This is a genomic window from Stenotrophomonas sp. PE591 (assembly GCF_018320795.1).
GTDB classification, from domain to species: domain Bacteria; phylum Pseudomonadota; class Gammaproteobacteria; order Xanthomonadales; family Xanthomonadaceae; genus Stenotrophomonas; species Stenotrophomonas maltophilia.
Genome location: NZ_JAAOKO010000003.1, coordinates 416,764 through 441,102 on the forward strand (window position 1 = coordinate 416,764; position 24,339 = coordinate 441,102).

The 24,339-nt window shown below is 66.7% G+C and carries 21 protein-coding genes; 11 read left to right on the plus strand and 10 right to left on the minus strand.

Translation table 11 applies throughout. From position 1 onward, the window contains the following. Positions 1-191 precede the first annotated feature (191 nt). The 4 genes from JLDANKMP_RS11665 to JLDANKMP_RS11680 are packed head-to-tail and all read right to left on the minus strand — an operon-like array spanning position 192 to position 6,994. Positions 192-905 carry a M15 family metallopeptidase gene (locus JLDANKMP_RS11665; RefSeq protein ID WP_212561161.1) on the minus strand — a complete coding sequence of 238 codons (714 nt, stop codon included), beginning with the start codon at positions 903-905 and terminating at the stop codon, positions 192-194. Beyond that, positions 838-2,391, minus strand: a complete 1,554-nt coding sequence (locus tag JLDANKMP_RS11670; RefSeq protein ID WP_212561162.1) for a serine hydrolase domain-containing protein — start codon at positions 2,389-2,391, stop codon at positions 838-840. Before JLDANKMP_RS11670 ends, JLDANKMP_RS11665 begins: the two co-directional genes overlap by 68 nt. A 55-nt stretch (positions 2,392-2,446) precedes the next feature. Further along, positions 2,447-5,470 carry a TonB-dependent receptor gene (locus JLDANKMP_RS11675; protein ID WP_012478953.1) on the minus strand — a complete coding sequence of 1,008 codons (3,024 nt, stop codon included), beginning with the start codon at positions 5,468-5,470 and terminating at the stop codon, positions 2,447-2,449. Between the two features lie 51 nt (positions 5,471-5,521). Continuing rightward, entirely contained in the window at positions 5,522-6,994 is a 1,473-nt protein-coding gene (locus JLDANKMP_RS11680; protein ID WP_212561163.1) for a transglutaminase-like domain-containing protein, read from the minus strand. A 132-nt stretch (positions 6,995-7,126) separates the two neighbouring features. Between JLDANKMP_RS11680 and JLDANKMP_RS11685 the strand changes: the two genes are divergently transcribed. From JLDANKMP_RS11685 to JLDANKMP_RS11710, 6 genes are all read left to right on the plus strand, one after another. Continuing rightward, positions 7,127-8,563 (plus strand): SH3 domain-containing protein, encoded by a 1,437-nt coding sequence (locus JLDANKMP_RS11685; RefSeq protein WP_212561164.1) that lies wholly within the window; start codon positions 7,127-7,129, stop codon positions 8,561-8,563. Continuing rightward, on the plus strand, positions 8,564-9,658 hold the full coding sequence (locus JLDANKMP_RS11690) for a dipeptide epimerase (protein WP_005412042.1): 1,095 nt from the start codon (positions 8,564-8,566) through the stop codon (positions 9,656-9,658). Between the two features lie 598 nt (positions 9,659-10,256). Further along, positions 10,257-11,105, plus strand: coding sequence for a MurR/RpiR family transcriptional regulator (locus tag JLDANKMP_RS11695; protein WP_212561165.1), 849 nt, complete (start codon positions 10,257-10,259; stop codon positions 11,103-11,105). A 15-nt stretch (positions 11,106-11,120) separates the two neighbouring features. Further along, a complete protein-coding gene (locus JLDANKMP_RS11700) occupies positions 11,121-11,882 on the plus strand; it encodes a L,D-transpeptidase family protein (protein WP_212561166.1) in 762 nt (253 codons plus the stop codon). Then, complete coding sequence (locus JLDANKMP_RS11705; RefSeq protein WP_212561167.1) at positions 11,879-13,180, plus strand: amino acid permease; 1,302 nt, start codon at positions 11,879-11,881, stop codon at positions 13,178-13,180. Before JLDANKMP_RS11700 ends, JLDANKMP_RS11705 begins: the two co-directional genes overlap by 4 nt. 110 nt (positions 13,181-13,290) lie before the next feature. After that, complete coding sequence (locus JLDANKMP_RS11710; RefSeq protein ID WP_212561168.1) at positions 13,291-13,614, plus strand: hypothetical protein; 324 nt, start codon at positions 13,291-13,293, stop codon at positions 13,612-13,614. Positions 13,615-13,701: 87 nt separating this feature from the next. On the opposite strand, the gene yiaA is transcribed toward JLDANKMP_RS11710, so the two are convergent. After that, positions 13,702-14,154, minus strand: coding sequence for an inner membrane protein YiaA (yiaA, locus tag JLDANKMP_RS11715; protein ID WP_012478947.1), 453 nt, complete (start codon positions 14,152-14,154; stop codon positions 13,702-13,704). A 168-nt stretch (positions 14,155-14,322) separates the two neighbouring features. Here yiaA and JLDANKMP_RS11720 point away from each other — a divergent pair, with 168 nt between their 5' ends. After that, positions 14,323-15,492, plus strand: coding sequence for a PQQ-dependent sugar dehydrogenase (locus tag JLDANKMP_RS11720; protein ID WP_005407811.1), 1,170 nt, complete (start codon positions 14,323-14,325; stop codon positions 15,490-15,492). Between the two features lie 64 nt (positions 15,493-15,556). On the opposite strand, the gene JLDANKMP_RS11725 is transcribed toward JLDANKMP_RS11720, so the two are convergent. From JLDANKMP_RS11725 to folB, 4 genes are all read right to left on the minus strand, one after another. Beyond that, complete coding sequence (locus JLDANKMP_RS11725; RefSeq protein WP_005407810.1) at positions 15,557-16,102, minus strand: hypothetical protein; 546 nt, start codon at positions 16,100-16,102, stop codon at positions 15,557-15,559. A 130-nt stretch (positions 16,103-16,232) separates the two neighbouring features. Further along, on the minus strand, positions 16,233-18,407 hold the full coding sequence (locus tag JLDANKMP_RS11730; protein ID WP_212561169.1) for a glycoside hydrolase family 3 N-terminal domain-containing protein: 2,175 nt from the start codon (positions 18,405-18,407) through the stop codon (positions 16,233-16,235). A gap of 128 nt (positions 18,408-18,535) precedes the next feature. Next, positions 18,536-19,807 carry a mechanosensitive ion channel domain-containing protein gene (locus tag JLDANKMP_RS11735; RefSeq protein WP_005407808.1) on the minus strand — a complete coding sequence of 424 codons (1,272 nt, stop codon included), beginning with the start codon at positions 19,805-19,807 and terminating at the stop codon, positions 18,536-18,538. Positions 19,808-19,898: 91 nt separating this feature from the next. After that, positions 19,899-20,252, minus strand: a complete 354-nt coding sequence (gene folB / locus JLDANKMP_RS11740; RefSeq protein ID WP_005407807.1) for a dihydroneopterin aldolase — start codon at positions 20,250-20,252, stop codon at positions 19,899-19,901. Positions 20,253-20,723: 471 nt separating this feature from the next. Here folB and JLDANKMP_RS11745 point away from each other — a divergent pair, with 471 nt between their 5' ends. Continuing rightward, positions 20,724-21,260: a hypothetical protein gene (locus JLDANKMP_RS11745; RefSeq protein WP_100437257.1), complete on the plus strand. Its 537-nt coding sequence runs from the start codon at positions 20,724-20,726 to the stop codon at positions 21,258-21,260. Positions 21,261-21,293: 33 nt separating this feature from the next. On the opposite strand, the gene tsaD is transcribed toward JLDANKMP_RS11745, so the two are convergent. After that, positions 21,294-22,319 carry a tRNA (adenosine(37)-N6)-threonylcarbamoyltransferase complex transferase subunit TsaD gene (tsaD, locus tag JLDANKMP_RS11750; RefSeq protein WP_032966370.1) on the minus strand — a complete coding sequence of 342 codons (1,026 nt, stop codon included), beginning with the start codon at positions 22,317-22,319 and terminating at the stop codon, positions 21,294-21,296. Between the two features lie 166 nt (positions 22,320-22,485). Here tsaD and rpsU point away from each other — a divergent pair, with 166 nt between their 5' ends. The 3 genes from rpsU (at position 22,486) to JLDANKMP_RS11765 (ending at position 24,305) form a co-directional block, all read left to right on the plus strand. Beyond that, the gene (rpsU, locus tag JLDANKMP_RS11755) at positions 22,486-22,701 is read left to right on the plus strand and encodes a 30S ribosomal protein S21 (RefSeq protein WP_002808376.1); all 216 of its coding nucleotides are present in this window, start codon (positions 22,486-22,488) and stop codon (positions 22,699-22,701) included. A 134-nt stretch (positions 22,702-22,835) separates the two neighbouring features. Further along, positions 22,836-23,279, plus strand: a complete 444-nt coding sequence (locus JLDANKMP_RS11760; protein WP_005412032.1) for a GatB/YqeY domain-containing protein — start codon at positions 22,836-22,838, stop codon at positions 23,277-23,279. 105 nt (positions 23,280-23,384) lie between these two features. Continuing rightward, the gene (locus tag JLDANKMP_RS11765; protein WP_049396179.1) at positions 23,385-24,305 is read left to right on the plus strand and encodes a YihY/virulence factor BrkB family protein; all 921 of its coding nucleotides are present in this window, start codon (positions 23,385-23,387) and stop codon (positions 24,303-24,305) included. Positions 24,306-24,339: the final 34 nt, after the last annotated feature.

Sequence of the window (24,339 nt, forward strand, 5' to 3'; positions counted from 1 at the left end):
GGCGGTGCCGGAGTGCGGGGTGTCAGCCGCATGGATGCGGCTGCCAAGCCTCCATGGACGGATTTACGGCGTCCCCGCACTCCGGCACCGCCCAGCCAACCCACGGAACGCACGCTGTTGCTGTTGCGTCTGATGTTGCCGGCCAGCGGCCGGCACTACCGCGGGTGCAGGGCGCAGCCCTGCCGATACCCCTACCGTACCGGGACGTCGTACGCGGTGCCGGGATCCGGTTCGGGCTGCAGGGTGTAATGCCACCACTCCTGCCGGTAGTTCACGAAACCACGCCGTGCCATCGCCTGCACCAGCTGCTGGCGGTTCGCCTGCTGCACAGTGCTCAGCCCGCTCGTCCGGGTATGCGCGCGCGGGCCGAAGAAATCGAAGTCGGTGCCCATGTCCAGCGGCGTGCAGGCGCCAGTGCGGCAATCCAGCAGGCCAAGATCAACCGTGGCGCCACGACTATGGCCAGAACGCTCGGCGATGTAGCCGTCGGCCAGCAGCCGTGGCTTGTCCAGGTCCGGGTACTGCTGTGCCTTGCGCGAGAGTTCGCGCGGATCGTTCACCCAGGCCATGAAGGCCTGCACCGAGCGCACCGGCCGGTAGCAGTCGTAGAGACGCAGGCCAAAGCCCTGCGCGCGCAGATCCTTTTCTACCTGCGCCAGCGCTTTCGCCACGGGCGCCAGCAGGTAGCAGGATGGCGCCTCATAGCCGGGCACGCGCGCGCCGGTGAAGTTGTTGGCATTGGCGTATCGGATGTCCATGTCGATGCCTGGCGACAACGTGCGGATTTCCACCAATCCGGCGCTGGCCGCATCGGTGGCCGGCGAAACGCGCGGTGGCTCAGCGGCGTCGGCGGTCGCCGCCAGGGCAGTCGCCAGTACGAGTGAAATGCAGGTCCTGGAAGTCATAGCTGAAGTCGATGTCCGGATCGATGGCGCGCAGGTCCAGTGTCGGCGCCGGGCCCTGGCCCGGCTGCAGCCACGCCTGCGCCTCGTCACCCAGCGTATCCCAGCGCAGCAGCCAGCGCCCCTGCAATTGCAGCACCGTGGCCTGCAGCCGGGGCGACTTGTCCACGCTGAAGCGCAGGCCGTCCTTGCCCGGGCACAGCGAAGCCGGGCCCAGCCAGGGGTCGGAGTAGCGGCCCTGCCAACGCGGCAGGTCATTGCCGCGTGCCGGCTGTGCGGCGGTGGTCGCTGGCCGTTGATGGCCAGACGCTGCCTGCGCTGCCCGGTCAGCCTTCAGTTCGGCCAGGTACTCCATCGCAGGGCGCGCATCGTCTGGTGCGGTGAAGCGCTTCAGCATGGCCTGCATCAGCGCCGTGCGTGCATCCTCGCCTTCGCCGTTGATCAGCATCACCACGCCGACCCTGCGGTCAGGAAGCAATGCCAGCGACGAGTACATGCCCGACAACGTGCCGGTATGCGCCACCTTCCACTGCCCGTCCATGTCCGACACCCGCCAGCCATATCCATAGCCGTAGAAATGCGCGTTGTCCCAGCGCCGCTGGCGTTCACCCAACGGCATCGGCATGTGCAGGGTCCACAGCGTGCGCCGCTGCTCGCTGCCCAGCCAGTCCGGCACCAGCGCGGGATCGAGCAGCGCCTGCATCCAACGTGTCATGTCGCGCAGCGAACAACGGATGCCTCCCGCCGCCATCGAGGGCAGGTCCGGGCTGATCGCAGCATCGGCGTTCACCACCTCGTTGCGTTCACCATGCCAGGCATGCGGCTGTGCCACGTTGCCCACGCGTTTCACCGACCACGCACCCACCTGGCAGCGCGTCATGCCCAGTGGTTCGAACACCTGCTCGCGCATCAGCTGGTCATACGGCTTGCCACCCGCTGCCGCCGCCACTTCGCCGGCCACCACATACATCAGGTTGTCGTAGGCGTAGTGACTGCGGAAGCTGCTGACCGGCTTGAGATGCGCCAAGCCGGCGATGATGTCGGCACGGGTGAACGCGTTCGGCTCCGGCCACAGCATCAGGTCACCGGCGCCCAGGCCAAGGCCACTGTTGTGGATCAGCAGGTCGCGCACCTGCATCTGCTCGCCCACCCACACATCATGCATGCGGAAGCCCGGCAGGTGTCGCTGCACCGGATCATCCCAGTGCAGCCTGCCCTGCTGCACCAGCCGCGCCAGCAGCGCGGCGGTCATCGCCTTGCTGTTGGAGGCGATCTTGAACAGCGTGTCCTCGTTGATGCGGCCGCCATCGCCGCGCGCCCCCTCTGCATGGCGATGGACCACCCGTCCATCCTCGACCACCGCCATCGCCAGCCCGGGCAGATGCTCGGTCCGGACCACGGTCGCGATGTCGGCATCGATGGCTGCACTGTCGACCGACGAAGCGGACGGTGCGGCCAGTGCCGCCGCGAGGATCAGCAGGTGGTGCATGCGGGCAGCCCCTCCATTGCCCGCGCCGTCACGGTGGACGGCGCGGATCGTGGCCTCAGAAGTTCCAGGTCACCACCAGCTGGGTGTAGCGCGGTGCCTGCCAGCGCGTACCGGTAGCGAACGTCGCCTCGCGATACTGGCCGGGCTGCGCCTCGTAGCGCTGGTGCACGTTGATGGTCTTCTGGTTGTTGAACAGGTTGTACACCGACAACCGGGCGCTGAGGTCGATTCCCTCCACCGGCAGGCGCCAGGTCACGTTGGCGCCCATGGTCCAGGTCCACGGCAGGCGACCAAACGCGCCGCGCGGGCTGTACTCGAACTGGCGCTGGTTGTACGGGCCCGAACAGTTGGCCACGCACAGCCAACCGGTGCCACCACCACTGCCTTCACTGGACGTGCTGCCACCGGCGATGGAGTCGTTCGGCCACATCACGCCATAGGCGGTGATCGGGCCACCGGACTGCACCTGCAGCGTGGTGCCGAACGACCACTGCTTGTTCAGCGCATACGCGGCACGCAGCTTGAACTGATGGCGGAAATCGTTGAACAGAACACCATAGCGTTCATTGGTGGCCGGGTGGTCCCAGAACTGCACCATGCCGGTGTCGCCGTAGTTGGTATCGGAGTTCACCGGGCCTTCGAAGTTGCCCTCGCTCTTCGACCACAGATAGGACGCGTTGAACATCCACTTCTCGTCCCACGCACGGTCGATCTGGAACTCCAGCGCCTTGTAGGTGCGCTTGGGCTTGGAGTAACCGATCACCTCGCCACTGCCGCCCTTTCGATAGCCGCTGTTGGCGGTGTCGATGGTGATCCAGCCTTCGTTGGCGCAACCGATGCTCTTGTCGCCCCAGATCGTCAGGCTCTCGCCCGGGTTGGCGATCGGCCACAGTGTGCTGGGGGTCGGGCCGCACGGGGTGTAGTTGATGCGGATGTCATCCAGCGCGCGGGTCATGCGCCGGTAGGTGGCATTGACGCCCCACGACCAGGCCTGGTTGATCATGTTCTGGAAGCCCAGGATGTATTCGTCCTGGTAGACCGCCTTCAGGTCGCGGTCCACGCTCTGGCGCAGGTCGGCACCGCCGGTATTCATGCGGGTGTCGGTCGGCCCGATCTGCTGGCCGACGATCGGTGCCATGTACGGCGAACCGGTCGGCGAGGTTTTCTGCTCCCAGCCATTCAGCACGTAATAGCTGTATTCGTCGGTCAGGCCACCGGCGAAGTTCACGTTGATGTTGTTGGTGACCGGCAGGTAATAGCGGCCGGCGTTGCCGAACAGCTTGGTGCTGCCATCGCCGCGCATGTCCCACGAGAAGCCGACGCGTGGCGCGATCAGGTCGTCCATCTTGATGAACGCCTTGCCGGCGGCGGTGCGGTTCTCGAAGCGGTCCCAGCGGACGCCGAGGTTCAGCATCAGGTTCGGGGTGATGTTCCAGATGTCTTCCAGATAGAAGGCATTGGCCTCGGTCTCGAAGGTGCCGCCGGAGCGGCGGTTGCGAGCGCGCAGCATCTCGGTGACGCCAGCCGGTACGTAGGCGTTGGCGCCATCCCACACTTCATCGCCGGGGCGCGCCACGTAGGCGGTGTAGCTCAGCTCGGTCGGCCCTGGATAACGGGTGGACTGCTTGGTGGTCATCAGTTCGCGGTCGACACCGAAGCGCAGCAGGTGATCACCGAGCTGCCATTCGAAATCCAGGCGCGCGACATCGCGGGTGTCATCGCGCTCGGCCACCGCCGCGCCGGTCGGGTGGCAGCCCGCGCGCAGCCCCTGCAGCTTGCCCAGCCGCGGGCCGTAGGTGCTGTCGGTGAACACCGGGCTGCAGGCCTGGTCCAGCGACGAGTTGGTGAAGGCACGCTGCTTGTTCTGGCCGACCATGGCGCGCGCGGTGAAATTCTGGCCGAAGTGGCCGGTGTAGGTGGCCGACCAGTTGCGGCCGCCGGTCTCGGTGACCGAGTCGCCGCCCCAGGAACCGATCCGGTCCGCATTCCAGTTGTAGCCGTACGACGCGTTGGTGACATCGCCCTCGTCGGAGAACGCCAGCAGCGCCAGGCTGTGGTTGTCGTTGATGTTCCAGTCCAGCTTGGTGCCCCAGAAGCCGTTGCCGGAGTCGTTCTTGAACCAGGTACTGCCATCGGATGAGGTGTTGTGGCCCTTGTCGCTGCGGTCCTCGTACATCGCGAACAGGAACAGCTTGTCCTTGACGATCGGCCCCGAGCCCCAGACGTTGGTCTTCAGGAACGAGTTGTTGTCGCGGCTTCCGTAGGAATGCGGGGTGCCGTCGCGGTGGAAATGATCGCCGCCACTGGCGCGCCACGCACTAGGCTCGGCGGTGACTTCAACGCCGCCTTCGAACTCGTTGCTGCCCGAACGGGTCACTGCATTGATCACGCCACCGGTGGAGCGGCCGAACTCGACCGAGTAGCCACCGGTCTTGACCTGGAATTCCTTGAAGAAGGCGAACGGCGCGGTGCTGAAGCCACGACGGGTATACATGTCGGTGACATTCAGGCCGTTGATGAAGACCGCATTCTCGGCCACCGATGAACCGGCGAACGACAGGCCTCCGAATGACGAGTTGCCGCCGACCACGCCCGGCGCCATCAGCGCGACCGCGGACAGGTCCTGCGCCACCGGCAGCCGCGAGATCTCCTGGCGGTTGATGTTGAACGAGGTTTCGGTGGAGTACACATCCACGCGGTTGACCACGCGGGTGCCAACCACCTGCAGTGCATCCAGGTTGGTGACACCGCCGCCGCTGCCCAGGTTGACCGTGGTGGTACCGCCGACGGCAACGCTCACCGATACCTGGTCGCCCAGCTTCTGGCCATCGCGGCTGAGCTGCAGCTGGTAGTCGCCCACCGGCAGCTGGCCGAGGCGGTAGCTGCCATCGGCGCCTACGGTGACGGTACGGGTCAGGCCGGTGCTGCTGCTGACCACGGTCACCTGGTCACCGGCGGTTGCACGGCCGGCGACTGCACCGCTCACGTTCTGTGCCATCGCGATGCCGGGCAGCACTACGCCCAGACACGCCCCGAGGGCGACGCACAACGCCGCCCGCTTGATGCTGTAAGCCTTCATCCCCTGCTCTCTCCTGCAAGAATTGAATGGTGTGGAATGCGATGTGTCGCGCTAGCGTTGCCTGGCTGGCAGTACCCGCCACTGGAAGTCGTAGCTCCATTGGTCGAAGTACAGGTTGCCGCCTGCCCACTCGGCCTCGCCGCGCTGCGAGTCGACCGTTTCCGAGCGGAAGTGCTGCTTGGCCGGCACGAAGGGCTGGCCGAAATCGTCGTTGAAAGCAATGCGGTAGCCGTCGAGGCCACCCAGATAGAAATCGCGCAGTGCAGGCACATCGCTGGCAAGCGCGCCGGTGGTCACGTCCATCGGCAGCCAGCCGTATGGCGCCAGGTAGACCTGTCCCCAGTCATGCAGGTTGTTGTAGCCGCTGCCATCGTCGGAGAACACCATGCCCGACTGCCAGCGTGCAGGAATGCCGTTCATGCGCAGCAGCGCGATCAGCAGCAGGGTCTGCTGCCCGCAATCCGCATGGCCGGCGCGCAGCGCATGATCACTGATGTTGCTGAGCGTCGAGTATTCACGCGCACCGGCCCATGGAATGCGGTCCACGGCGGCAAACAGCTTGCGCACCACTTCATAGGGGCGCGTCTCGCCCTGCAGCACCTGGTCGGAGAACAGCTTCAGCGCCGGGGTGAAGCGCACATGCGGCAGCTGCTCGGCCAGATAGGGCTTCAATGCGGGATCATTCGGGGTGGCCTGCACCTTCGCGGGATCGATCGCGGTGTGTCGCGCGAAGACCGTTACCGCATAGCGGATCTCGAACCGGGTCGGCTTGCCGGCTACGGCTTTGGCTTCCAGATAGGCGGTGCGCTGCAGGGTACTGGCCGGTGCCACCCGTGCCTTGCCCGGGGCGCTGCCCAGCCACTGCACCTGTTCCTGCTGGCCCGGGATCTCGCGCGGGTATGGAATCCAGGCGCGTACGGTTTCACCCGCCGGGACGGCATCGGCCTTCACCGTGAGCGACTGGGTGAACTCAATGCGCTGCGGCAGTACGGACACCTGGCCACTCTGTTCGGCTGCGGCAAGCACGCGCGCGTGGTGCGCGTTGAGCACTTCGTTCGGGCCCGGCGCCGGCATCGGTGCATCCGCGCGGCGGCGTGCGCGTGCTTCGTCACTGAGCAGGAACAGGTTCGACGGTGCGCGCTTGAAATACCAACGCGTACCATCGATATCGAGATGCTCGATCAGGCCGAGTTGATCCCAGCGCGCGAACTCCTCGTCGGTCAGGTCGGGAATCCAGCGGCGCACGGCCGCCTTGGCGGCGGTTTCGTCGAGGGAAAAATCCTGGCGGATGCGGCGCATGCGCTCACGCTGGAACGCGCCTTCGGCAGCATCGCTCCCGGTCGCCAGCAGCGCATCGGCGTCGCTGAAGCGGCCGCTGTCGATCAGGTCGATCACCTGCGTTTCGCGCGCACGCTGCTGGCTGCTGCGCCCGTCTGCCGCCTGCGTGGCCGACACCCACAGCAGCAGCGCGGCACACAGGCCGGCAGCAGCAGGCAGACGCGGTTTGCGAACGGCAGGATCCACAGCGACACTTCCCCAGCGCGGGTGGTAACGGCTGTGTAACACGGGCCGGGATGCCGGTCAATAATTTATTCTTGCTTTCGATGCCAAAAGGAATAAATATTCCAACAGGCATTCGAGGAGGGTGTGCACCGCATGAGCCTGGCTTCCCGCGAACCGCACCGGCGTTGGCCGCGCCGGTTGACCCTGGCCCTGTGCCTGCTGGCCGCACCGGCCTTTGCACAGGCGGCACCACCGCCCGACCCGGGTGCGCCGCTGCCCTATGTGATCGGCCTGCACGAGGCCTACCTCACCCCGCAGTACTGGGCCGCGCGCCTGGACAACGCTGATGCGCCGATTCTGGATCGCACACAGATCGAGGCGCAGAACGCGCGGATGCGGGCGCAGGACAACCATATCCAGGACATCGCCACACTGCCCGCCCAGCTTGATGCGGCGACGGTGCGTGCCAGCATCAGCGCGCTGTCCAGCTGGCCCACGCGTGCACTGTTCAACGAGACGGGCCAGGCCATCGCCCCCGCGCTGCGCAGCGGCATCGAAGCCAACCTCGGCCTCGATGCGATTCCTGCCCAGGTGGCACCGGCCTATGGGCTGGTGGTGAAGCGCGCGGCACTGCGTACCTTCCCCACCCGCGAGCGCGTCTTCAGCACCGCCGGTGACACCGACATCGACCGCTTCCAGGAATCGGCGCTGTTCCCCGGTGACAAGGTCGCGGTGGTTCACCGCAGTGCCGACGGCCGCTGGCTGTTCGTGCACAGCGAGCGCTACAGCGCGTGGATCGAAGCCGATGCCATTGCCAGCGGCGACAAGGCCACGGTGCTTGGCTATGGCACGAAGGGCCCGTACCGCATTGTCACCGGCGCCACCGCGCAGACCGTCTACACCCCGGAAGAACCGCGCGTTTCGCGCCTGCAGCTGGACATGGGCGTGCGCCTGCCGGTGCTGGCCGACTGGCCTGCGTCAGAGCCGGTGAACGGCCAGCAGGCGCATGCCTCGTGGGTGGTGCAGTTGCCGGTGCGCGAGGCCGATGGGCGTCTGAAGCTCGTACCGGCGCTGCTGCCGCGCTCGCAGGACACCGCCGCCGACTACCTGCCACTGACCCCGCGCCTGCTGCTGCAGCAGGCCTTCAAGTTCCTGGGCGAACGCTACGGCTGGGGCCATGACTACGACACCCGTGACTGCAGCGGGTTCGTCTCCGAGATCTACCGCAGCTTCGGCGTGTTGCTGCCGCGCAATACCAGTGCACAGGCGGTCAGCCCGGCACTGGATCGCCTGCCGTTCACCGACAAGGTCGGCAAGGCCGCGCGCGACCGTGCGGTCACCGAACTACGGGTCGGCGACCTGGTCTACATCCCCGGCCACGTGATGATGGCCATCGGCCACGTCGACGGCCGCACCTGGGTGATCCACGATACGGCGGGCGGCAGCTGGTTCGGTGCCGACGGCAGACGTGTGCAGGCCCATCTCAATGGTGTTTCGGTCACGCCGCTGGAGCCGATGATGGCCAGCGATACCGTCCGCTACATCGACCGCATCACCAACATCCAGCGCCTGCGGGCCAAGACCCCCTGAATGAAGATCACTGCCATCGAACTGGGCATGCTGCGCGTGCCGCTGAAGACGCCGTTCAAGACTGCCCTGCGCACGGTGGAAACCGTGGAAGACGTGGTCGTACTGATCCGCACCGACACCGGCAACACCGGTTACGGTGAAGCCCCGGCCACCGCGGTGATCACCGGCGATACGCACGGCTCGATCATCGAAGCGATCCGCCACTTCATCGCCCCGCGCCTGATCGGCCAGGACGTGGTCAACCTCAACCATCTGTGCACGCTGGTGCAGACCGCGATGGAGCGCAACACCAGCGCCAAGGCAGCGGTGGAGATCGCGCTGTACGACCTGTGGGCGCAGCTGCACGGCGCCCCGCTCTACCAGATGCTCGGTGGTGGCGACCCGGTGATCACCACCGACATCACCATCAGCGTGGACTACATCGACAAGATGGTGGCCGACTCGCTTTCAGCGATCGAACGCGGCTTCGAGTCGCTGAAGATCAAGGTCGGCAAGGACATCGGCCTGGACATTGAACGGGTCAAGGCGATCCACGCCGCCGTGGAAGGCCGCGCCCTGCTGCGGCTGGACGCCAACCAGGGCTGGACCGCCAAGCAGGCGGTGCATGCGATGCGCACCCTGGAAGAAGCCGGCGTGGTACTGGAGTTGTTGGAGCAGCCGGTGAAGGCCGCCGACATCAGCGGCCTGAAGTACGTCACCGACCGCGTCAACACGCCGGTGATGGCCGACGAAAGCGTGTTCAGCCCCAGCCAGGTGATGGACCTGATCCAGCAGCGCGCGGCCGACATCATCAACATCAAGCTGATGAAGACCGGCGGCCTGTCCAACGCGATCCGCATCGCCGACATCGCCGGCATCTACGGCGTGCCGTGCATGATCGGCTGCATGATCGAATCGAGCATCAGCGTGGCCGCCGCCGTGCATCTGGCCGTGGCCAAGAGCGATGTGATCACCAAGGTCGACCTCGACGGCCCGTCGCTGGGCCAGTTCGACCCGGTCAGCGGTGGCGTGCATTTCAACGAATCGGAGATCAGCATCAGCGACGTGCCGGGGCTGGGCATCACCGAAGTACGCGGGCTGGAGATGCTGGGTTGAACCGCGCAGTCGAGCATGGCTCGACTCTACAGCGGCCACGGGTGACTGACGCTTGGTCGGGCGTTACTTTTCTTTTCGCGAAAAGAAAAGTAACCAAAAGAAACGCTCCGCCGGCCGCAAGCCGACGGGCTGCGCACGCCGGTGCCCTGCGCTCCTCGGCCCGCCGAGGGACGGCGCGGAACTCGCTGCGCTCAGACACCCGCGCCTCTTCGCCCTCGCCGGACCTGCGGTGCTCGGCTCGCTTGAAGGCGGACTCAACGGCAGCTCCGGGTAGATCCACGCCATGCGTGGATGCTCCTGCTTCTGCTCTACCTCGTATTCTCTTCGCGGCTGGCACGCGCGCGATCTGTCCGGGGTTGGGCGGGTGGGGTTTGCAGGGGTGTCCGCGCCATGGGCCCGAGGCATGCCTCGGGCGGGTTGGGCAGGACGCCCAACCCCGGTCTTGCCGTTTGCGCAGGACAGCGCAAACGAGCAAGCGCGGCCAAGCCTCCATGGACGGATTCACGGCGTCCCCTGCAAACCCCACCCGCCCGACCCATTCCATGACACGCTCTACGCTGCCAACCGCAACGCCTTTGCAGACACCCGGACGCCCCGCATGCCGCCCCTGCTGAAAATCCGCACCGAGCGCGGGCAGATGTCGGCCATCGAGCGCCGCATCGCCGACTTCATCCTCGACAACGCCCACCTGCTGCGCGACTACTCGTCCCAGCAGCTGGCCAGCGCGCTGGGCATCAGCCAGTCCAGCGTGGTGAAGTTCAGCCAGAAGCTCGGCTTCAAGGGCTACCCGGACCTGAAGTACTCCATCGGCCAGGATGTCGCCCGCGCCGGTGCCGACCCGCAGCAGGCACCCAGCGAACCCGACAGCGGCGACGACTACCTGCGCCTGGGTGAGGCCCTGCGCCGCAGCAAGGCACAGGCCGAAGAGGAAACCCGCCAGGCCAATCCACGCGAGGAAATCGAGCGCATCGTGCAGCTGCTCGACGGCGCGCCGAAGCTGTTCGTGTACGGCCTGGGTGACGACGGCCTGTTCGCACGCGAGTTCGCCATGCGGCTGTCACTGCTCGGCCTGCTGGTGGTGCCGCATACCGATCCGATCCTGATGCTGGCCAACCTGTCGGCCGCGCGCCCCGGCGATGCGCTGCTGATGTTCTCCGAGTTCGGCAACCTGCCGCAGCTTTCGCAGCTGTCACGGCAGTTCCAGGACATGGGTGGCAAGGTGATTTCCATCACCCGCCACACCGCCAACCCGCTGCGCGCGCATGCTGATGCGGCGCTGGTGGTGTGCGCGCATGACCGCACGCCGCAGGTGGCGCAGCTGCTGTACCGTAGCGCCATGCACGCCCTGCTCGATTTCCTGTTCGTGCTGCTCTGCCATACCAATCCGGATCGCCAGCAGCAGCTTGCGGTGAACCTGGAGCGGATCGACCACCTGCTGGATTCCTGACCGGAGCACCTGTTGATGAGATCGCTGGTCCGACTTGCCACCACTGCACTGCTGCTTGCCGCGGCGGTGTTCGTCCACGCCGCGCCGCTGGATGGCGCGCGCCAGCTGATCGTGGTCACCAGCGATGGCTGGGACAGCACCCAGGGGCAGCTGCAGGCCTATGTACGCGACGGCAAGGGCTGGCACACGCACGGACAGGCGTTCCCGGTCGCGCTCGGCCGTACCGGCAGTGCCTGGGGACTGGGCCTGCATCCTGCACAGGCCGATGGCCCGCAGAAACAGGAAGGGGACGGCCGCAGCCCGGCCGGCATATTCGCGCTCGGCAGTGCATTCGGCTATGCCATCACCCGCCCCGGCACCGCGATGCCCTACCAGCCGATGCTGGACAGCAGCTACTGCATGGACGTGCCCGGTTCGCCGTTCTACAACCGCATCGTCGATGAGAAGAAGGTCGGCAGTGCAGCGGTCAAGGGCTCCACCGAGCCGATGCGGCTGGACCTGCACGACAAGGGCGACGTGCGTTACCAGGAAGGCTTTGTGATCGCCCACAACCCGGACAACCAGCCTGGCAAGGGCAGCTGCATCTTCGCCCATCTGTGGCGCCAGCCGGGTGAGGCCACTGCCGGCTGCACGGCCATGCCGCAGGCCCGCATGCAGGCCCTGCTGGACTGGTTGCGGCCGCAGGATGCGCCGCGCTTCGTGCTGCTGCCGCGCGCCGAGTACACGCGCCTGCAGGCCCAGTGGCAACTGCCCGCACTGCGTGGAGACGCCCGTTGAGCGCGCAGGACGAACCGCAGCTGCAGCGCGCGGTCAGCCGCTGGCAGATCGTCGGCTTGTCGATCAACGATGTGATCGGCAGCGGCATCTACCTGCTGCCGGCCGCCACCGTCGCCCTGCTCGGCCCTTTCAGCCTGTGGGGCGTGGTCGCTGCCGGCATCGTGGTCGCCCTGCTGGTGCTGTGCTACGCGCAGGCCGCCAGCTACTTCGATGAACCCGGTGGCAGCTACCTGTATGCACGCGAGGCGTTCGGGCGCTTCGCCGGATTCGAGATCGGCTGGATGATCTGGCTGACCCGCATCAGCTCGGCGGCCGCACTCAGCAACGCGCTGGCCGATGCCGTCGCGCGTTTCTGGCCGTGGGCCGGTGCCGGCATGGGGCGCATCGCGGTGATCGTGGTGTCGCTGGGCTTCCTCACCGGCGTCAACATCATCGGCGTGCGCTCGGCCGCGCGTACCGGCGTGGTGCTGGTGATCGGCAAGATGTTGCCGCTGCTGCTGTTCGTGGCCATCGGCGCGTTCTACATCGACCCGCAGCTGGCCTTCTCCGGCCAGCGCCCCGACCCGCACGACCTGCAGCGCATGGGCGAGGCCGCGTTGCTGCTGCTGTACGCCTATGCCGGCTTCGAGAACATCCCGGCCGCCGCCGGCGAGTACCGTAATCCGCGCCGCGATATTCCGTTCGCGCTGATCACCATGATCATCACCGTCACCATCATCTACGGCGCGGTGCAGGTCGTGGCGCAGGGCACGCTGGCCGGCCTGGCCAGCTCGGCCACGCCGCTGGCCGACGCCGCTGCCGGCTTCGGCGGCGAAGCACTGGCGCTGATCCTCACCGTAGGCGCGACCATCTCCATCCTCGGCACCAACAGCAACACGATGATGATGGGCCCACGCTTCCTGTTCGCACTGGCCCGTGATGGCTATGGCCCGAAGATCCTGGCGCAGGTGCATCCGCGCTTCCACACGCCGGCCGCGTCGATCCTGTGCCAAGGCCTGATCGCGCTGGGCCTGGCCCTGTCCGGTTCGTTCGTGCAGCTGGCCCTGCTGTCGATGACCACGCGCCTGTTCGCCTACATCGGAACGGCCGCTGCGGTACTGGTGCTGGCCAAGCGCTATGCGGACCGGCCGGGCGCACTGAAACTGCCGGGTGGCCCGCTGATTCCGGTACTCGCGCTGCTGCTGTGCCTGGCGCTGTTCGCCAGTGCCAGCTGGCAGAACATCGCTGCTGCGCTGGTGGCGTTCGCCATCGGCGCGGTGATCTACAAGCTGCCGCGAAAAGATGCCGACGCCGGATGACCGATAGCGCCGGGCCATGCCCGGCGGATTGATCTGGTGATCACGCTGCCGGACCGGGCCGTTAACCGCCACACAGGCAGGATCAGGCTTCGTCCACAACGGAGCCTTCCATGACCGAGTACCAGATCCCCGGCCGCGTACCGGACGACAGCACGCCGCGCGATGCGGTCAGCAACTACTGGCGCGAACGCTACACCGCCGAACCGTACTACGACGACCAGCTGTTCTTCGAGGACTATGAACCGGCCTACCGCATCGGCCATGCCGCGCGTGCGCAGGACATGATCCGCGCCTACGAACAGGTCGAAGCTGAACTGGAGCCGCGCTGGGCCAGCGAGCGTGGCCGCAGCCGGCTGGAATGGGCGCAGGCACGCAATGCCGTGCGCCGTGGCTGGGAGGACGCGCAGCAAGCGGATCCGTTGTTGAAGCGATAGCGCCACGCTTTTGTCGGGCCGAGCCTACGCTCGGCTCGACTCAACAAACCCCGCAGGACAGCCGAGCATGGGCCCGGCTCTACGCATTCACTCCTGTTCCGGCAGCGGCGGCGCGACCGCGCTGCGCTTGCTCTCACCGCCACCGGCGGCGATCAGGTCGCGGGTGTTCTTCTGCACCGCCACCGCGCCGAACAGCGACAGTGCATACGCCATGCCGTAGAAACCCTTCTCGCTCGGTGCCAGCGTGGCATTCCACAGGCCCACCAGCAGCAGCATCAACGCCGACAGCAGTGCGAACCAGCACAGCGCGTAGTACAGGCCACTCACCGGAATGCCCTCGACGCGGTCACGCACGCTCTTCTGCAGCGACACCGCCGCGAACAGGCCGAACAGCAGCAGGGTCAGGTAGTAGCCCTTTTCGTTGAGCGCCATCGTGGCGTTGAACAGACCGATCAGGTAGGCCGCCGCACCCAGCAGCAGGGCCACCCATGAGGCGGCGATGAAGGCGGTGGAGGGCTTGTGGGGCATGGCAGTGTTCATTGCAGATCCTTGGCAGGCAGACGGGCACGCTTTGCCCGGGCGTGCCCACCCTAGACGATCCCGCCGCGCTCGCACAGGGGTCGCAGGACCTTCGGGCCACGACGCTCACGGCGCCAGTGGTATACAAGGGACAGCCCGGCCATCCGCATCCCCGCACTGGAGATACCCATGACCCGCACGCCCCTGCTGCTCGCCCTCGGCCTGGTGCCGATCCTTGCCACCTCCGCCTGCAATGCCGCCGACCCGGCCGCCAACGGCGCCCAGACCGCAGCGCCCGCAGCCTCCACCACTGCCGACCAGCGCCCGTTCACCGCCACCGAAATCAGCCGGTTCGACCAGCCGTGGGCGATGACCTTCCTGCCGGACGGCAGCCTGCTGGTCACCGAAAAGCGCGGCAAGCTGCAGCACCTGGACCTGGCCAGCGGCCAGAAGCATGAGATCACCGGCGTTCCGAAGGTCGCTTACGGCGGCCAGGGCGGCTTCGGTGACGTGATCCTGCACCCGCAATTCGCGAGCAACCACGTGATCTACCTCAGCTATGCCGAGGAAGGCACGCTGGACACCCGCGGCGCTGCCGTGGCCCGTGCCACGCTGGCGCTGGATGCCAACGGTGCCGGCCAGCTGAAGGACCTGAAGGTGATCTGGCGACAGAGCCCGAAGGTGAGTGGTGAAGGTCACTACGGCCATCGCCTTGCTTTCGGCCCGGACGGCAAGCTGTGGATCAGCTCCAGCGAGCGCCAGAAGTTCGATCCGGCGCAGGACATGGGCGGCAACCTCGGCAAGATCATCCGCCTCAACGATGATGGCAGCCTGCCCGCCGACAACCCGTTCGCCTCGCAGGGCGGCGTGGCCGCGCAGGTGTGGTCACTGGGCCACCGCAACATCCTCGGCATGGCCTTCGATGCCAACGGCAAGCTGTGGGCACACGAGATGGGCCCGGCCGGCGGTGACGAACTGAACCTGATCGTGCGCGGCGCCAACTACGGCTACCCGATCGTTTCCAATGGTGACCATTACGACGGCCGGCCGATTCCCGACCACAGCACCCGCCCGGAATTCGCCGCGCCGAAGGTGACCTGGACGCCGGTGATCTCGCCGGCCGGCTTCGTGATCTACAGCGGCAACCTGTTCCCGCAGTGGAAGGGCAGCGGCTTCATCGGCGGCCTGTCCTCCACCTCGCTGGTGCGCGTGGCCTTCGACGGCGACAGCGCGCGCGAAGCCGAACGCTTCAACATGGGCGAGCGGATCCGCGAAGTGGAACAGGGCCCGGATGGCGCCCTGTGGCTGCTGGAAGATGGCAGCAAGGCGCGTCTGTTGAAACTCACGCCGAAGACCTGAGGTAGTGCCGGCCGCTGGCCGGCACGTTTGTCCGCAACGGCCCCGCACGCGGGGCCGTCTGCGTTCATTGGATGGTGATGACCTTCACCTCGGTCTTCGTGCAGGCCTGATCCAGGCACTGCCCGTTCAACCACACCTGGCCGCTGCCGATCATCACGCCCTGCTGGTTGACGAACACCTTGCCGAAATCCTGCTCGGACACCGCCTTGACCACCGCCGGGGTGATGATCTTCTCGTAGTTGCGCTGGAACTCACCGGGGCCGGTGATCTTCTTTCCGCCACCGACGTTCAATGGAAAGCGCACTTCCTCGACCACCGCAGCGCGATCGCCGCCAACCACGGCGGCCTTGAACGCATTGAAGACCTTCTCGAACTGCGCCGCATCGCCAAGCAGCGTTTCGATGCGCGCGCGTGCGTCTTCGGCGGGCGCTTCCGCTGCGGGCGCGGCCGGTGCCGAAGCAGCGGGTTCAGTGGCAGATGCCGCAGGCGTTGCCGGGGCGCTGGCCTCCATCGGCGGCGGTGCATCCGCCGCAGGCTCGGCCGGCGGTGCCGCCGGCTGCGAACAGGCGGCCAGCATCAGGGCGGGAATCAGACAAGCCATCCGGCGCATGCGCGCACTCCATCGAAACAGGGAGCCCGATGGTAGCGCCGCCGCGGTGAGGACAACAAAAAGGGGACGGAGGGGATTAAGTCGTTAGTGGCACAAACGACTTAATCCCCTCCGTCCCCTTTTTCTTCGATCAGGCCTTCAGCAGCTCGAACTGCACGGCTTCGCCGGCCGCCGAGGACGCGCAGACCCACAGGTCGAAGTGGCCCGGTTCGGCACGCAGCACGCCGTCACGGCCGGTGAAGGCCAGTTGCTCGCGGGTGAGGGTGAACACCACGTTAGTCGACTCGCCTGGCTGCAGTGCCACCTTGCGGAAGTCCTTCAGTTCACGCACCGGACGCACGCGGCTGGCCACGCGGTCGTGGATGTACAGTTGCACCACTTCCTCGCCGGCCACGTCGCCGCTGTTGGTCAGCGTGGTGGTGATGGTCAGGGTGTCGTCCCAGCCGAGCTGCGCCGCACTCAGCTGCGGCACGCCGTAGGCGAAGGTGGTGTAGCCGATGCCGTGGCCGAACGGGTACAGCGGCTCGTTCGGGATCTCGCGCCAGCGAGCCTTGAACTCAGACATGGTCGGCAGTTCCGGGCGGCCGGTGCGCGGGTGGTTGTAGAAGTACGGCTGCTGGCCGGACACCTGCGGGAAGCTGACCGGCAGGCGGCCGGACGGGCTGTAGTCGCCGAACAGCACATCAGCCACGGCATGGCCGGTCTGCGTGCCCAGGTACCAGGTGACCGCCACCGCATGCGCGTTGCGCACCGCGCCCTGCAGTGCCAGCGCACGGCCGTTGCGCAGCAGCACCACCAGCGGCTTGCCGGTCATCGCCACCGCCTCGGCCAGTGCCTGCTGTGCCGGCGGCAGGGTGATCTCCACGCGCGACTGCGCTTCACCGCTGTAGCGCTGCGGTTCGCCCAGCGCCAGCACCACCACGTCGGCGCGCAGCGCGGCCGCCACGGCGGCTTCGGTGCCGCCCGGAATGGCAGTTTCCAGTTCGCAGCCCGGCACGATCTCCAGCAGCGCTTCATCGCCGATGGCGGCGCGTACGCCGGTTTCCAGATCCACGTAACGCTGCTTGTCGCCGAACAGGGTCCAGCAGCCTTCAATGTTCTCGCGGTCCTGCACGAACGGGCCGATCAGCGCGATCTTCTGCCCGGTCTTCTGCAGCGGCAGCACGTTGTCACGGTTGTTCAGCAGCACGATCGAACGGCGCGCGGCATCGCGCGACAGTTCGTCATGCGCGGCGAGGTACGAGGTATCGGCTTCGCGCGCCGGGTCCAGCGAACGGTACGGGTCGTCGAACAGGCCGATGGTTTCCTTCAGCCACAGGATGCGGCGCACGCCCTCATCCAGCACCGCCATCGGCACCTCGCCGCTCTCGACCAGGCCCGGCAGGTGCTCGGCGTAGAAGCCGCTCTGCATGCTCAGGTCCAGGCCGGCGGTGAACGCCTTGGCAGTGGCGTCGCGGTCGTCGGCGGCGTAGCCGTGGGCGACCAGTTCCATGTCGGCGGTGTAATCGGAGATCACCACGCCCGGGAACTTCCACTCACCGCGCAGGATGTCGGTCAGCAGTTCGGCGTTGGCGCTGGCCGGCACGCCGTTGATGTCGTTGAACGAGGACATCACGGTGATCGCGCCGGCGTCGAAGGCGGCCTTGAACGGCGGCAGGTGCACGTCGCGCAGGGTCTGCGGCGAGATGTCCACCATGTTGTATTCCATGCCGGCCATCACCGCGCCATAGGCAGCGAAGTGCTTGGGCGTGGCCAGCAGCGAATCGGCCGCGCGCAGGTCGCTGCCCTGGAAGCCGCGCACGCGGGCGGCGGCGAACGCACAGCCCAGCACCACGTCCTCACCGGCACCTTCGGCGCCACGGCCCCAGCGCTGGTCGCGGGCGATGTCCACGGCTGGGGCGTAGGTCCAGTGCAGGCCAGCGGCAGTGGCTTCGATGGCGGTGGCGCGCGCGGTGCGCTCGGCCAGGTCCGGCTCGAAGCTGGCGGCCTCGCCCAGCGGAATCGGGAACACGGTGCGCATGCCGTGGATGACGTCGGCCGCCAGGATGACCGGGATGCCCAGGCGGCTCTCTTCGGTGGCGACCTGCTGGATCCGGCGGCCCAGTTCGGCGCCCACACCATTGAACAGCGAGCCGACCTTGGCCTCGCGCACCTGCTGCAGCACCTGGTCGGCATTGCGCACGTTGGCTTCCGGGTTCACGTCCGGGGCGAACGGGCGGACCATGTCCGCGAAGACACCCAGCTGGCCGACCTTTTCCTCGACGGTCATCTGGGCAATGAGGGATTCGATGCGATCGGAGGCCACCGGCAGTCCTTGATGAAAACGTTTACAAGCCCGGCATTCTAGCGATCCCGGGCGATTTGGCGAGGGGTTTGTTCATTCAGTTTCAGCCACCAGCGGGGTCCGTATGGCCCCGCCGGGGGCACCGCAGCTTACTCCGAGCCGGCCAACTGGCGCTGCCCGGCCATCAACATGGCGTCGCTGGAGGCCTGGAACACCCGCAGGCCGAAGGCCGGCAGGATCGCCAGCAGGTGGTCGAAAATGTCCGACTGCACCGCCTCGTACTCGCCCCAGGCGGTGCTGCGGGTGAAGCAGTACAGCTCCAGCGGCAGGCCTTCGGTGGTCGGCTGCAGCTGGCGTACCAGCAGGGTCATGTCGGTATGGATGCCCGGGTGGCTGCGCAGGTAACGCTCCACATAGGCCCGGAAGGTACCCAGGTTGGTCACCCGGCGGCTGTTGACCTCGGCCACGCCCTGCTCGCGCAGGCGCCCGTTCCACTGCCCCAGCTCCTGCTCCTTGGCCTGCAGGTAGTCGCGCAGCAGCGCGAATTCACCGAGGAAGGCCAGGTCGCCCTCATCCAGGAAGCCGACGCTGTGCTGGTCCAGGTACAGCGCGCGCTTGATCCGGCGCCCACCCGCCTCCTGCATGCCGCGCCAGTTCTTGAACGACTCGGTCACCAGCTTCTTGGTGGGGATGGTGGTGATGGTCTTGTCGAAGTTCTGCACGGTGATGGTATGCAGCGCGATGTCGATCACATCACCGTCGGCGTTCTGGCTGGGCATCTCGATCCAGTCACCGATGCGCACGCGACCATCGCCACTGATCTGTACGCTGGCCACCAGCGACAGGATGGTGTCCTGGAAGATCAGCATCAGCACTGCGGTGGCGGCGCCGAGACCGGTGACCAGATAGCGGAGGTCGACGCCGGCCAGGGTGGCAACGATCGACAGGCCGGCGATCACGAAGATGACGATCTTGGCGACCTGCAGGTACCCCTTGATCGGCTTGTTGCGTGCCTCGGGGCGGCGCTCGTAGAGATCATTGGCCGCATCCAGCGCATGCGAGATGGCCAGCACCACGGTCAGGATCGCCCACGCCTGGCAGGCGCCGATGATGAAGCTCACCAGCCCCGGCGGCAGGTCCGGCACGATGCGGATGCCCGAGGCGATCACCTGGCTGGGCACCACATTGGACAGACGCGAGATCACCCGCATCAGGTGGCTGCCGCGGCCGGTATCAGCGCCCGGCAGGCGGCTGAGCAGGCGTCGCAGCCCGCGCAGCAGGATGCGCTTGGTCACCCAGTTGGCCAGGCCAGCGGCGATCAGCAGCGCCGAGATCATCAACGCCAGGTAGGCGCCAGGATAGGGTTCCAGTGTGTTCTGCAGCCGTTCCAGCCACTGTACCGCCACCACCGCGTCCACCATCGGTTGTCTCCTGTCTGTTTCGTTGTTGCCAAGGTTGCCGGCCAGCGGCCGGCACTACCGGGGTTGCTGGCCAATGGCCGGCGCGACCGGGTCAGTCCCGCGTGCGTTCGATGATCACGCCCACCGCGCGCGCGCCGCGCACCGCGCCCGGCTTGCTCAGCTTCAGGCGCAGCCACTTCACGTCGAATTCGTCCAGCACGATCTGCGCGCAACGTTCGGCCAGGGTCTCGACCAGGCCGAACTCCGACTCGCGCACGAACTGTTCCAGGCGCTTGCTCACCGCCTTGTAGTTCAGGGTGTGGGCGATGTCATCGGTGGCTGCGGGGCGACGGTTGTCGAAGCCCATTTCCAGGTCGAACACCAGGTCCTGGCGGATCCGTCGTTCCCAATCGTAGATGCCGATCAGGGCGTCGATCGTCAGCCCCTCGATGAAAACCTTGTCCATTGCGGTTACCAGCCGAATACAGACGGCCATGGTACCGGCACGGCGGTGAGCCTGCCCGGAACGGGCGGCGGGCCACCGGCGTGGGGCGGTCCGGAAAAAACAAAGGGCCCTGCTAGCGGGGCCCTTTGGTACCTCTCAACGTCCCCGGGGGGAGCTGGAATCCAGCCGCGAGTCCCGGAGCACACGATGCAGATCGTGACGTTCATTTCCTCTACGGTCCAGAGTCAATCACGACATACTGGAGGAAGCCCAAGGCGATACAGGAATTTTGCTGCCTGACACGGCGGCATTGCCCGATATCACGCCTGCGGCAACCAGCGCAGGCTAGTGATCCGCCATGTGGTCCCGTATTTGATGAGAGAGCAACGAATCCTGCAGGCAGCGCTGTCACGCCCACGGTGGGCGACGTACAAACGCATTGCATACCGGCACTGTTTGGACGCCGCCTCACTTTACGTATGGAACATGCAGATGTGCGGCGCGCTGCTATCTCCCCTGCACGTCTGTGAAATCGTAATCCGCAATGCGGTGGCCGCGGCGCTGGCGCATACCTTCGGGCCGCGCTGGCCCTGGCATCCTGCACTGCTGCAGCGGATGCCAGCAGATGGCGCGTTGTCGGCCTTGCAGGATATCCATAGACAGGCAGATCCTCGGATGGACACTCCGGAGATCATCGCCAGTCTTCGTCTCGCTTTCTGGCAGCAGCTTTTCACGCGGCGCTTCGAGGGAGCCATCTGGGCGCGGGGCTTGAAGATTGCGTTGCCGAACGCGCCACAGGATGCTCTCAGCGTGGTCCGCACGAACATCCATGCTGACCTCGACCGCATCCGCCACCTGCGCAACCGCATCGCCCATCACGAGCCCATCCTCGAGCGCGACATCGGCGCCGACCTGGCCGCGATCGGGCGGCTGATCCATGCCCGCTGCCCACACACGCTGGGCTGGCTGCAGCGCCATGAGCGGGCGACAACCGTGCTGGCGGCGTCGCCGTTGGCAGTGCATCGGTAATGCGTCCGCCGGCCGTGGCCCGACGCTACCTGTTCACACCGCCGGCAGGGTCGCCATGTCCCAGCGCGGGGTCACATCCACCTTCGGCGGACTGTGCTGGCCGGCCTGCAGGCGCAGCGCGCCGGCGAAGGCGATCATCGCGCCGTTGTCGGTGCACAGTGCCGGCCGCGGGAAGCAGGCACGGCCGCCGAGGCGCTCGGCCATCTGCTGCAGGCGGGCGCGCAGGCGCTTGTTGGCGCCGACACCGCCGGCCACCACGATCACGTTGGTGCCCGCTGCTTCCAGCGCGCGCTCGCACTTGATCGACAGGGTCTCGACCACCGCATCTTCAAAGCCACGGGCGATATCGGCACGGGTCTGCTCGCTCTGGTCGCTGTCGCGCCAGGCCATCAGGACCTGGGTCTTCAGGCCGGAGAAGCTGAAATCCAGCCCCGGGCGGTCGGTCATCGGCCGCGCGAAGCGATACGCGCCCGGCGTGCCCTGCTCGGCCAGCCTGGCCAGCTGCGGGCCACCGGGGTACGGCAGCCCCATCAGCTTGGCGGTCTTGTCGAAGGCCTCGCCGGCCGCATCGTCCAGGGTTTCGCCCAGCAGGCGGTACTGGCCGATCGCATCCACCGCCACCAGCTGGGTATGGCCACCGGACACCAGCAGTGCCACGAACGGCGCTTCCGGCGGGTCGTCTTCCATCAGCGGGGCCAGCAGGTGGCCTTCCATATGGTGTACGCCCACGGCCGGTACCTCCAGCGCCCAGGCCAGCGAACGCGCCACGCCCGCGCCCACCAGCAGCGCGCCGACCAGGCCAGGACCGGCCGTATAGGCCACGCCATCGATATCGCCTACCCCCAGACCGGCTTCGGCCAGGGTCTGGCGCACCAGCGGCAGCAGCTTGCGGACGTGGTCGCGGCTGGCCAGTTCTGGCACCACACCACCGTATTCGGCGTGCAGGGCGATCTGGCTGTAGACCGCATGGGCGCGCAGGGCCGCGCTGCCGGACAGGCCGGTGTCATACACCGCCACGCCGGTCTCATCACAGGAAGATTCGATGCCAAGGACTCGCATGCCTGCTATTATGACGCCCCTGCCGCCCCCTCGGGGGATGTGCAGATCTCACTGCTTTCGAACTTCCGGCCCGTATTCAGGGTTGGCCGCTTGCAGTTTGTCTATTCGCCGCTATAATGTGCGGCTCGCCGGGCGTGACCCGGTTCTACTGTGTCCCGGAGATTCCATGCCCAGCGTCAAAGTCCGCGAGAACGAGCCCTTCGAGTTTGCTCTTCGCCGCTTCAAGCGCACTTGCGAAAAGGCCGGTGTGCTGGCCGAAACCCGCAAGCGCGAGTTCTACGAAAAGCCGACCCAGGAGCGCAAGCGCAAGGCCGCCGCTGCTGTGAAGCGTCAGCTGCGCCGCTCGTCGCGCGACGTCACCAAGCGTCAGCGCCTGTACTGATCGGACGCATCTTCATTGCGGCGGGCCTGCCTGTCGCGATGGAGCCGAAGCCGGCACGCGCGAGCGTCGCCGGCTTTTTGCGTTTCCGGGTTCGGGCATCCGCCCCCGCCCCACCTACCACCACGAGGTTCCTCATGAGCATGAAGCAGCAGCTCACCGAAGACATGAAGGCCGCCATGAAGGCGGGCGAGAAGCACAAGCTGGGCGTGATCCGCCTGATCAATGCCGCCATCAAGCAGCGCGAAGTGGACGAGCGCATCGAACTGGACGACACCGCCGTGATCGCCGTGCTCGACAAGATGGTCAAGCAGCGCAAGGACTCGGTCAGCCAGTACGAAGCCGCCAACCGCGAAGACCTAGCCGAGATCGAGCGCGCCGAGATCGTGGTCATCGAAGCCTACCTGCCGGCCAAGATGGGCGAAGCCGAGATCGTGGCCGCCATCCAGGCCGCCATCGCCGAAACCGGCGCCTCCGGCCCGGCCGACATGGGCAAGCTGATGGGCGCACTGAAGCCCAAGCTCGCCGGCCAGGCCGACATGGGCCTGGTCTCCAAGCTGGTCAAGCAGCTGCTGGCGTAATCCAGCACTTGCGGTCGGATCCCTTCCGCGACGCGGAAGGGTTCTGACCCCATTGATGCACCCGCTTCACCGCACCTTCGTCGGTCGCCTGCTACAACCGCACACATGGTTGAACCCGAGCCCAACGTTCCCGTGTCACTGCACAAGTACATCAAGCGCCTGCAGGACAGCTTCCCGATGGCGGTGGCCAAGCGCTTCATCGACGTCGACGTGCTGACCCAGGCAGCTTCCGTCTCCTTCTACGCCCTGCTGTCGATGGCACCGTTGCTGGTGCTGCTGCTGTGGCTGACCGCCTCGCTGTACCCACCGGCCCAGCAGGCACTGATCGACCAGATCAGCTCGGTGGCCGGCAGCAGCGCGGCCACCGTGGCCGAAACCGTTCTGAAGAACGCCGACAACCAGCCGGATGTCGGCTCGCTGGCGGGTGTGTGGAGCACGCTGCTGCTGTTCGTCGGCGCCACCGCCGTGTTCGCCCAGCTGCAGAACGCACTGAACCTGATCTTCCGCACCAGCGGCGAGCGCCTGGAAGGCCTCAAGGCCTGGCTGCGCAAGCGCGTGTTCTCGTTCGGCGTGGTGCTGGCGCTGGGCTTCCTGCTGATCCTGTCGATGACCGCCACCACGGTGCTGCAGGTGGCCTTCGCGCAACTGCCCTCGATCCTGCCCGCGCTGGGGTACGTCACGAGCCTGCTGCTGTACGCAGTCGGCTTCGCCTTCATGTACCACTACCTGCCCGACCGTCGCGTGGCGTGGCGCCAGGCCTTCATCGGCGGCGTCATCACCTCGGCACTGTTCGCACTGGGCCGGTACGGCATCGGCGTCTACATCGCCACCGTGGCCCCCGGCAGTGCCTACGGCTCGATGGGCGCGCTGGTGATCTCGCTGGTCTGGATCTACTACGCCACCGTCGTGTTCTTCGTTGGTGCCCTGATGACGGCGGTGATCGATGAGCGCCTGCGCGCGCGTCATCACCTGGCCGCAGCCGGCATTGATCCGGCAACCGCCAGCCAGGTGCCCGACAGGGGGTAAACTAGGCCGACCGCCCCCGGTTCCGTCGCGTGGT

Coding starts and splice junctions, on each gene's coding strand:
- JLDANKMP_RS11720 (WP_005407811.1), top strand. CDS start 14,323: ATGACCCGCACGCCCCTGCTGCTCGCCCTCGGCCTGGTGCCGATCCTT.
- yiaA (WP_012478947.1), bottom strand. CDS start 14,154: ATGAACACTGCCATGCCCCACAAGCCCTCCACCGCCTTCATCGCCGCC.
- JLDANKMP_RS11670 (WP_212561162.1), bottom strand. CDS start 2,391: ATGCACCACCTGCTGATCCTCGCGGCGGCACTGGCCGCACCGTCCGCT.
- JLDANKMP_RS11665 (WP_212561161.1), bottom strand. CDS start 905: ATGACTTCCAGGACCTGCATTTCACTCGTACTGGCGACTGCCCTGGCG.
- JLDANKMP_RS11760 (WP_005412032.1), top strand. CDS start 22,836: ATGAGCATGAAGCAGCAGCTCACCGAAGACATGAAGGCCGCCATGAAG.
- folB (WP_005407807.1), bottom strand. CDS start 20,252: ATGGACAAGGTTTTCATCGAGGGGCTGACGATCGACGCCCTGATCGGC.
- JLDANKMP_RS11735 (WP_005407808.1), bottom strand. CDS start 19,807: ATGGTGGACGCGGTGGTGGCGGTACAGTGGCTGGAACGGCTGCAGAAC.
- JLDANKMP_RS11745 (WP_100437257.1), top strand. CDS start 20,724: ATGTGCGGCGCGCTGCTATCTCCCCTGCACGTCTGTGAAATCGTAATC.
- rpsU (WP_002808376.1), top strand. CDS start 22,486: ATGCCCAGCGTCAAAGTCCGCGAGAACGAGCCCTTCGAGTTTGCTCTT.
- tsaD (WP_032966370.1), bottom strand. CDS start 22,319: ATGCGAGTCCTTGGCATCGAATCTTCCTGTGATGAGACCGGCGTGGCG.
- JLDANKMP_RS11765 (WP_049396179.1), top strand. CDS start 23,385: ATGGTTGAACCCGAGCCCAACGTTCCCGTGTCACTGCACAAGTACATC.
- JLDANKMP_RS11675 (WP_012478953.1), bottom strand. CDS start 5,470: ATGAAGGCTTACAGCATCAAGCGGGCGGCGTTGTGCGTCGCCCTCGGG.
- JLDANKMP_RS11710 (WP_212561168.1), top strand. CDS start 13,291: ATGACCGAGTACCAGATCCCCGGCCGCGTACCGGACGACAGCACGCCG.
- JLDANKMP_RS11725 (WP_005407810.1), bottom strand. CDS start 16,102: ATGCGCCGGATGGCTTGTCTGATTCCCGCCCTGATGCTGGCCGCCTGT.
- JLDANKMP_RS11685 (WP_212561164.1), top strand. CDS start 7,127: ATGAGCCTGGCTTCCCGCGAACCGCACCGGCGTTGGCCGCGCCGGTTG.
- JLDANKMP_RS11690 (WP_005412042.1), top strand. CDS start 8,564: ATGAAGATCACTGCCATCGAACTGGGCATGCTGCGCGTGCCGCTGAAG.
- JLDANKMP_RS11695 (WP_212561165.1), top strand. CDS start 10,257: ATGCCGCCCCTGCTGAAAATCCGCACCGAGCGCGGGCAGATGTCGGCC.
- JLDANKMP_RS11700 (WP_212561166.1), top strand. CDS start 11,121: ATGAGATCGCTGGTCCGACTTGCCACCACTGCACTGCTGCTTGCCGCG.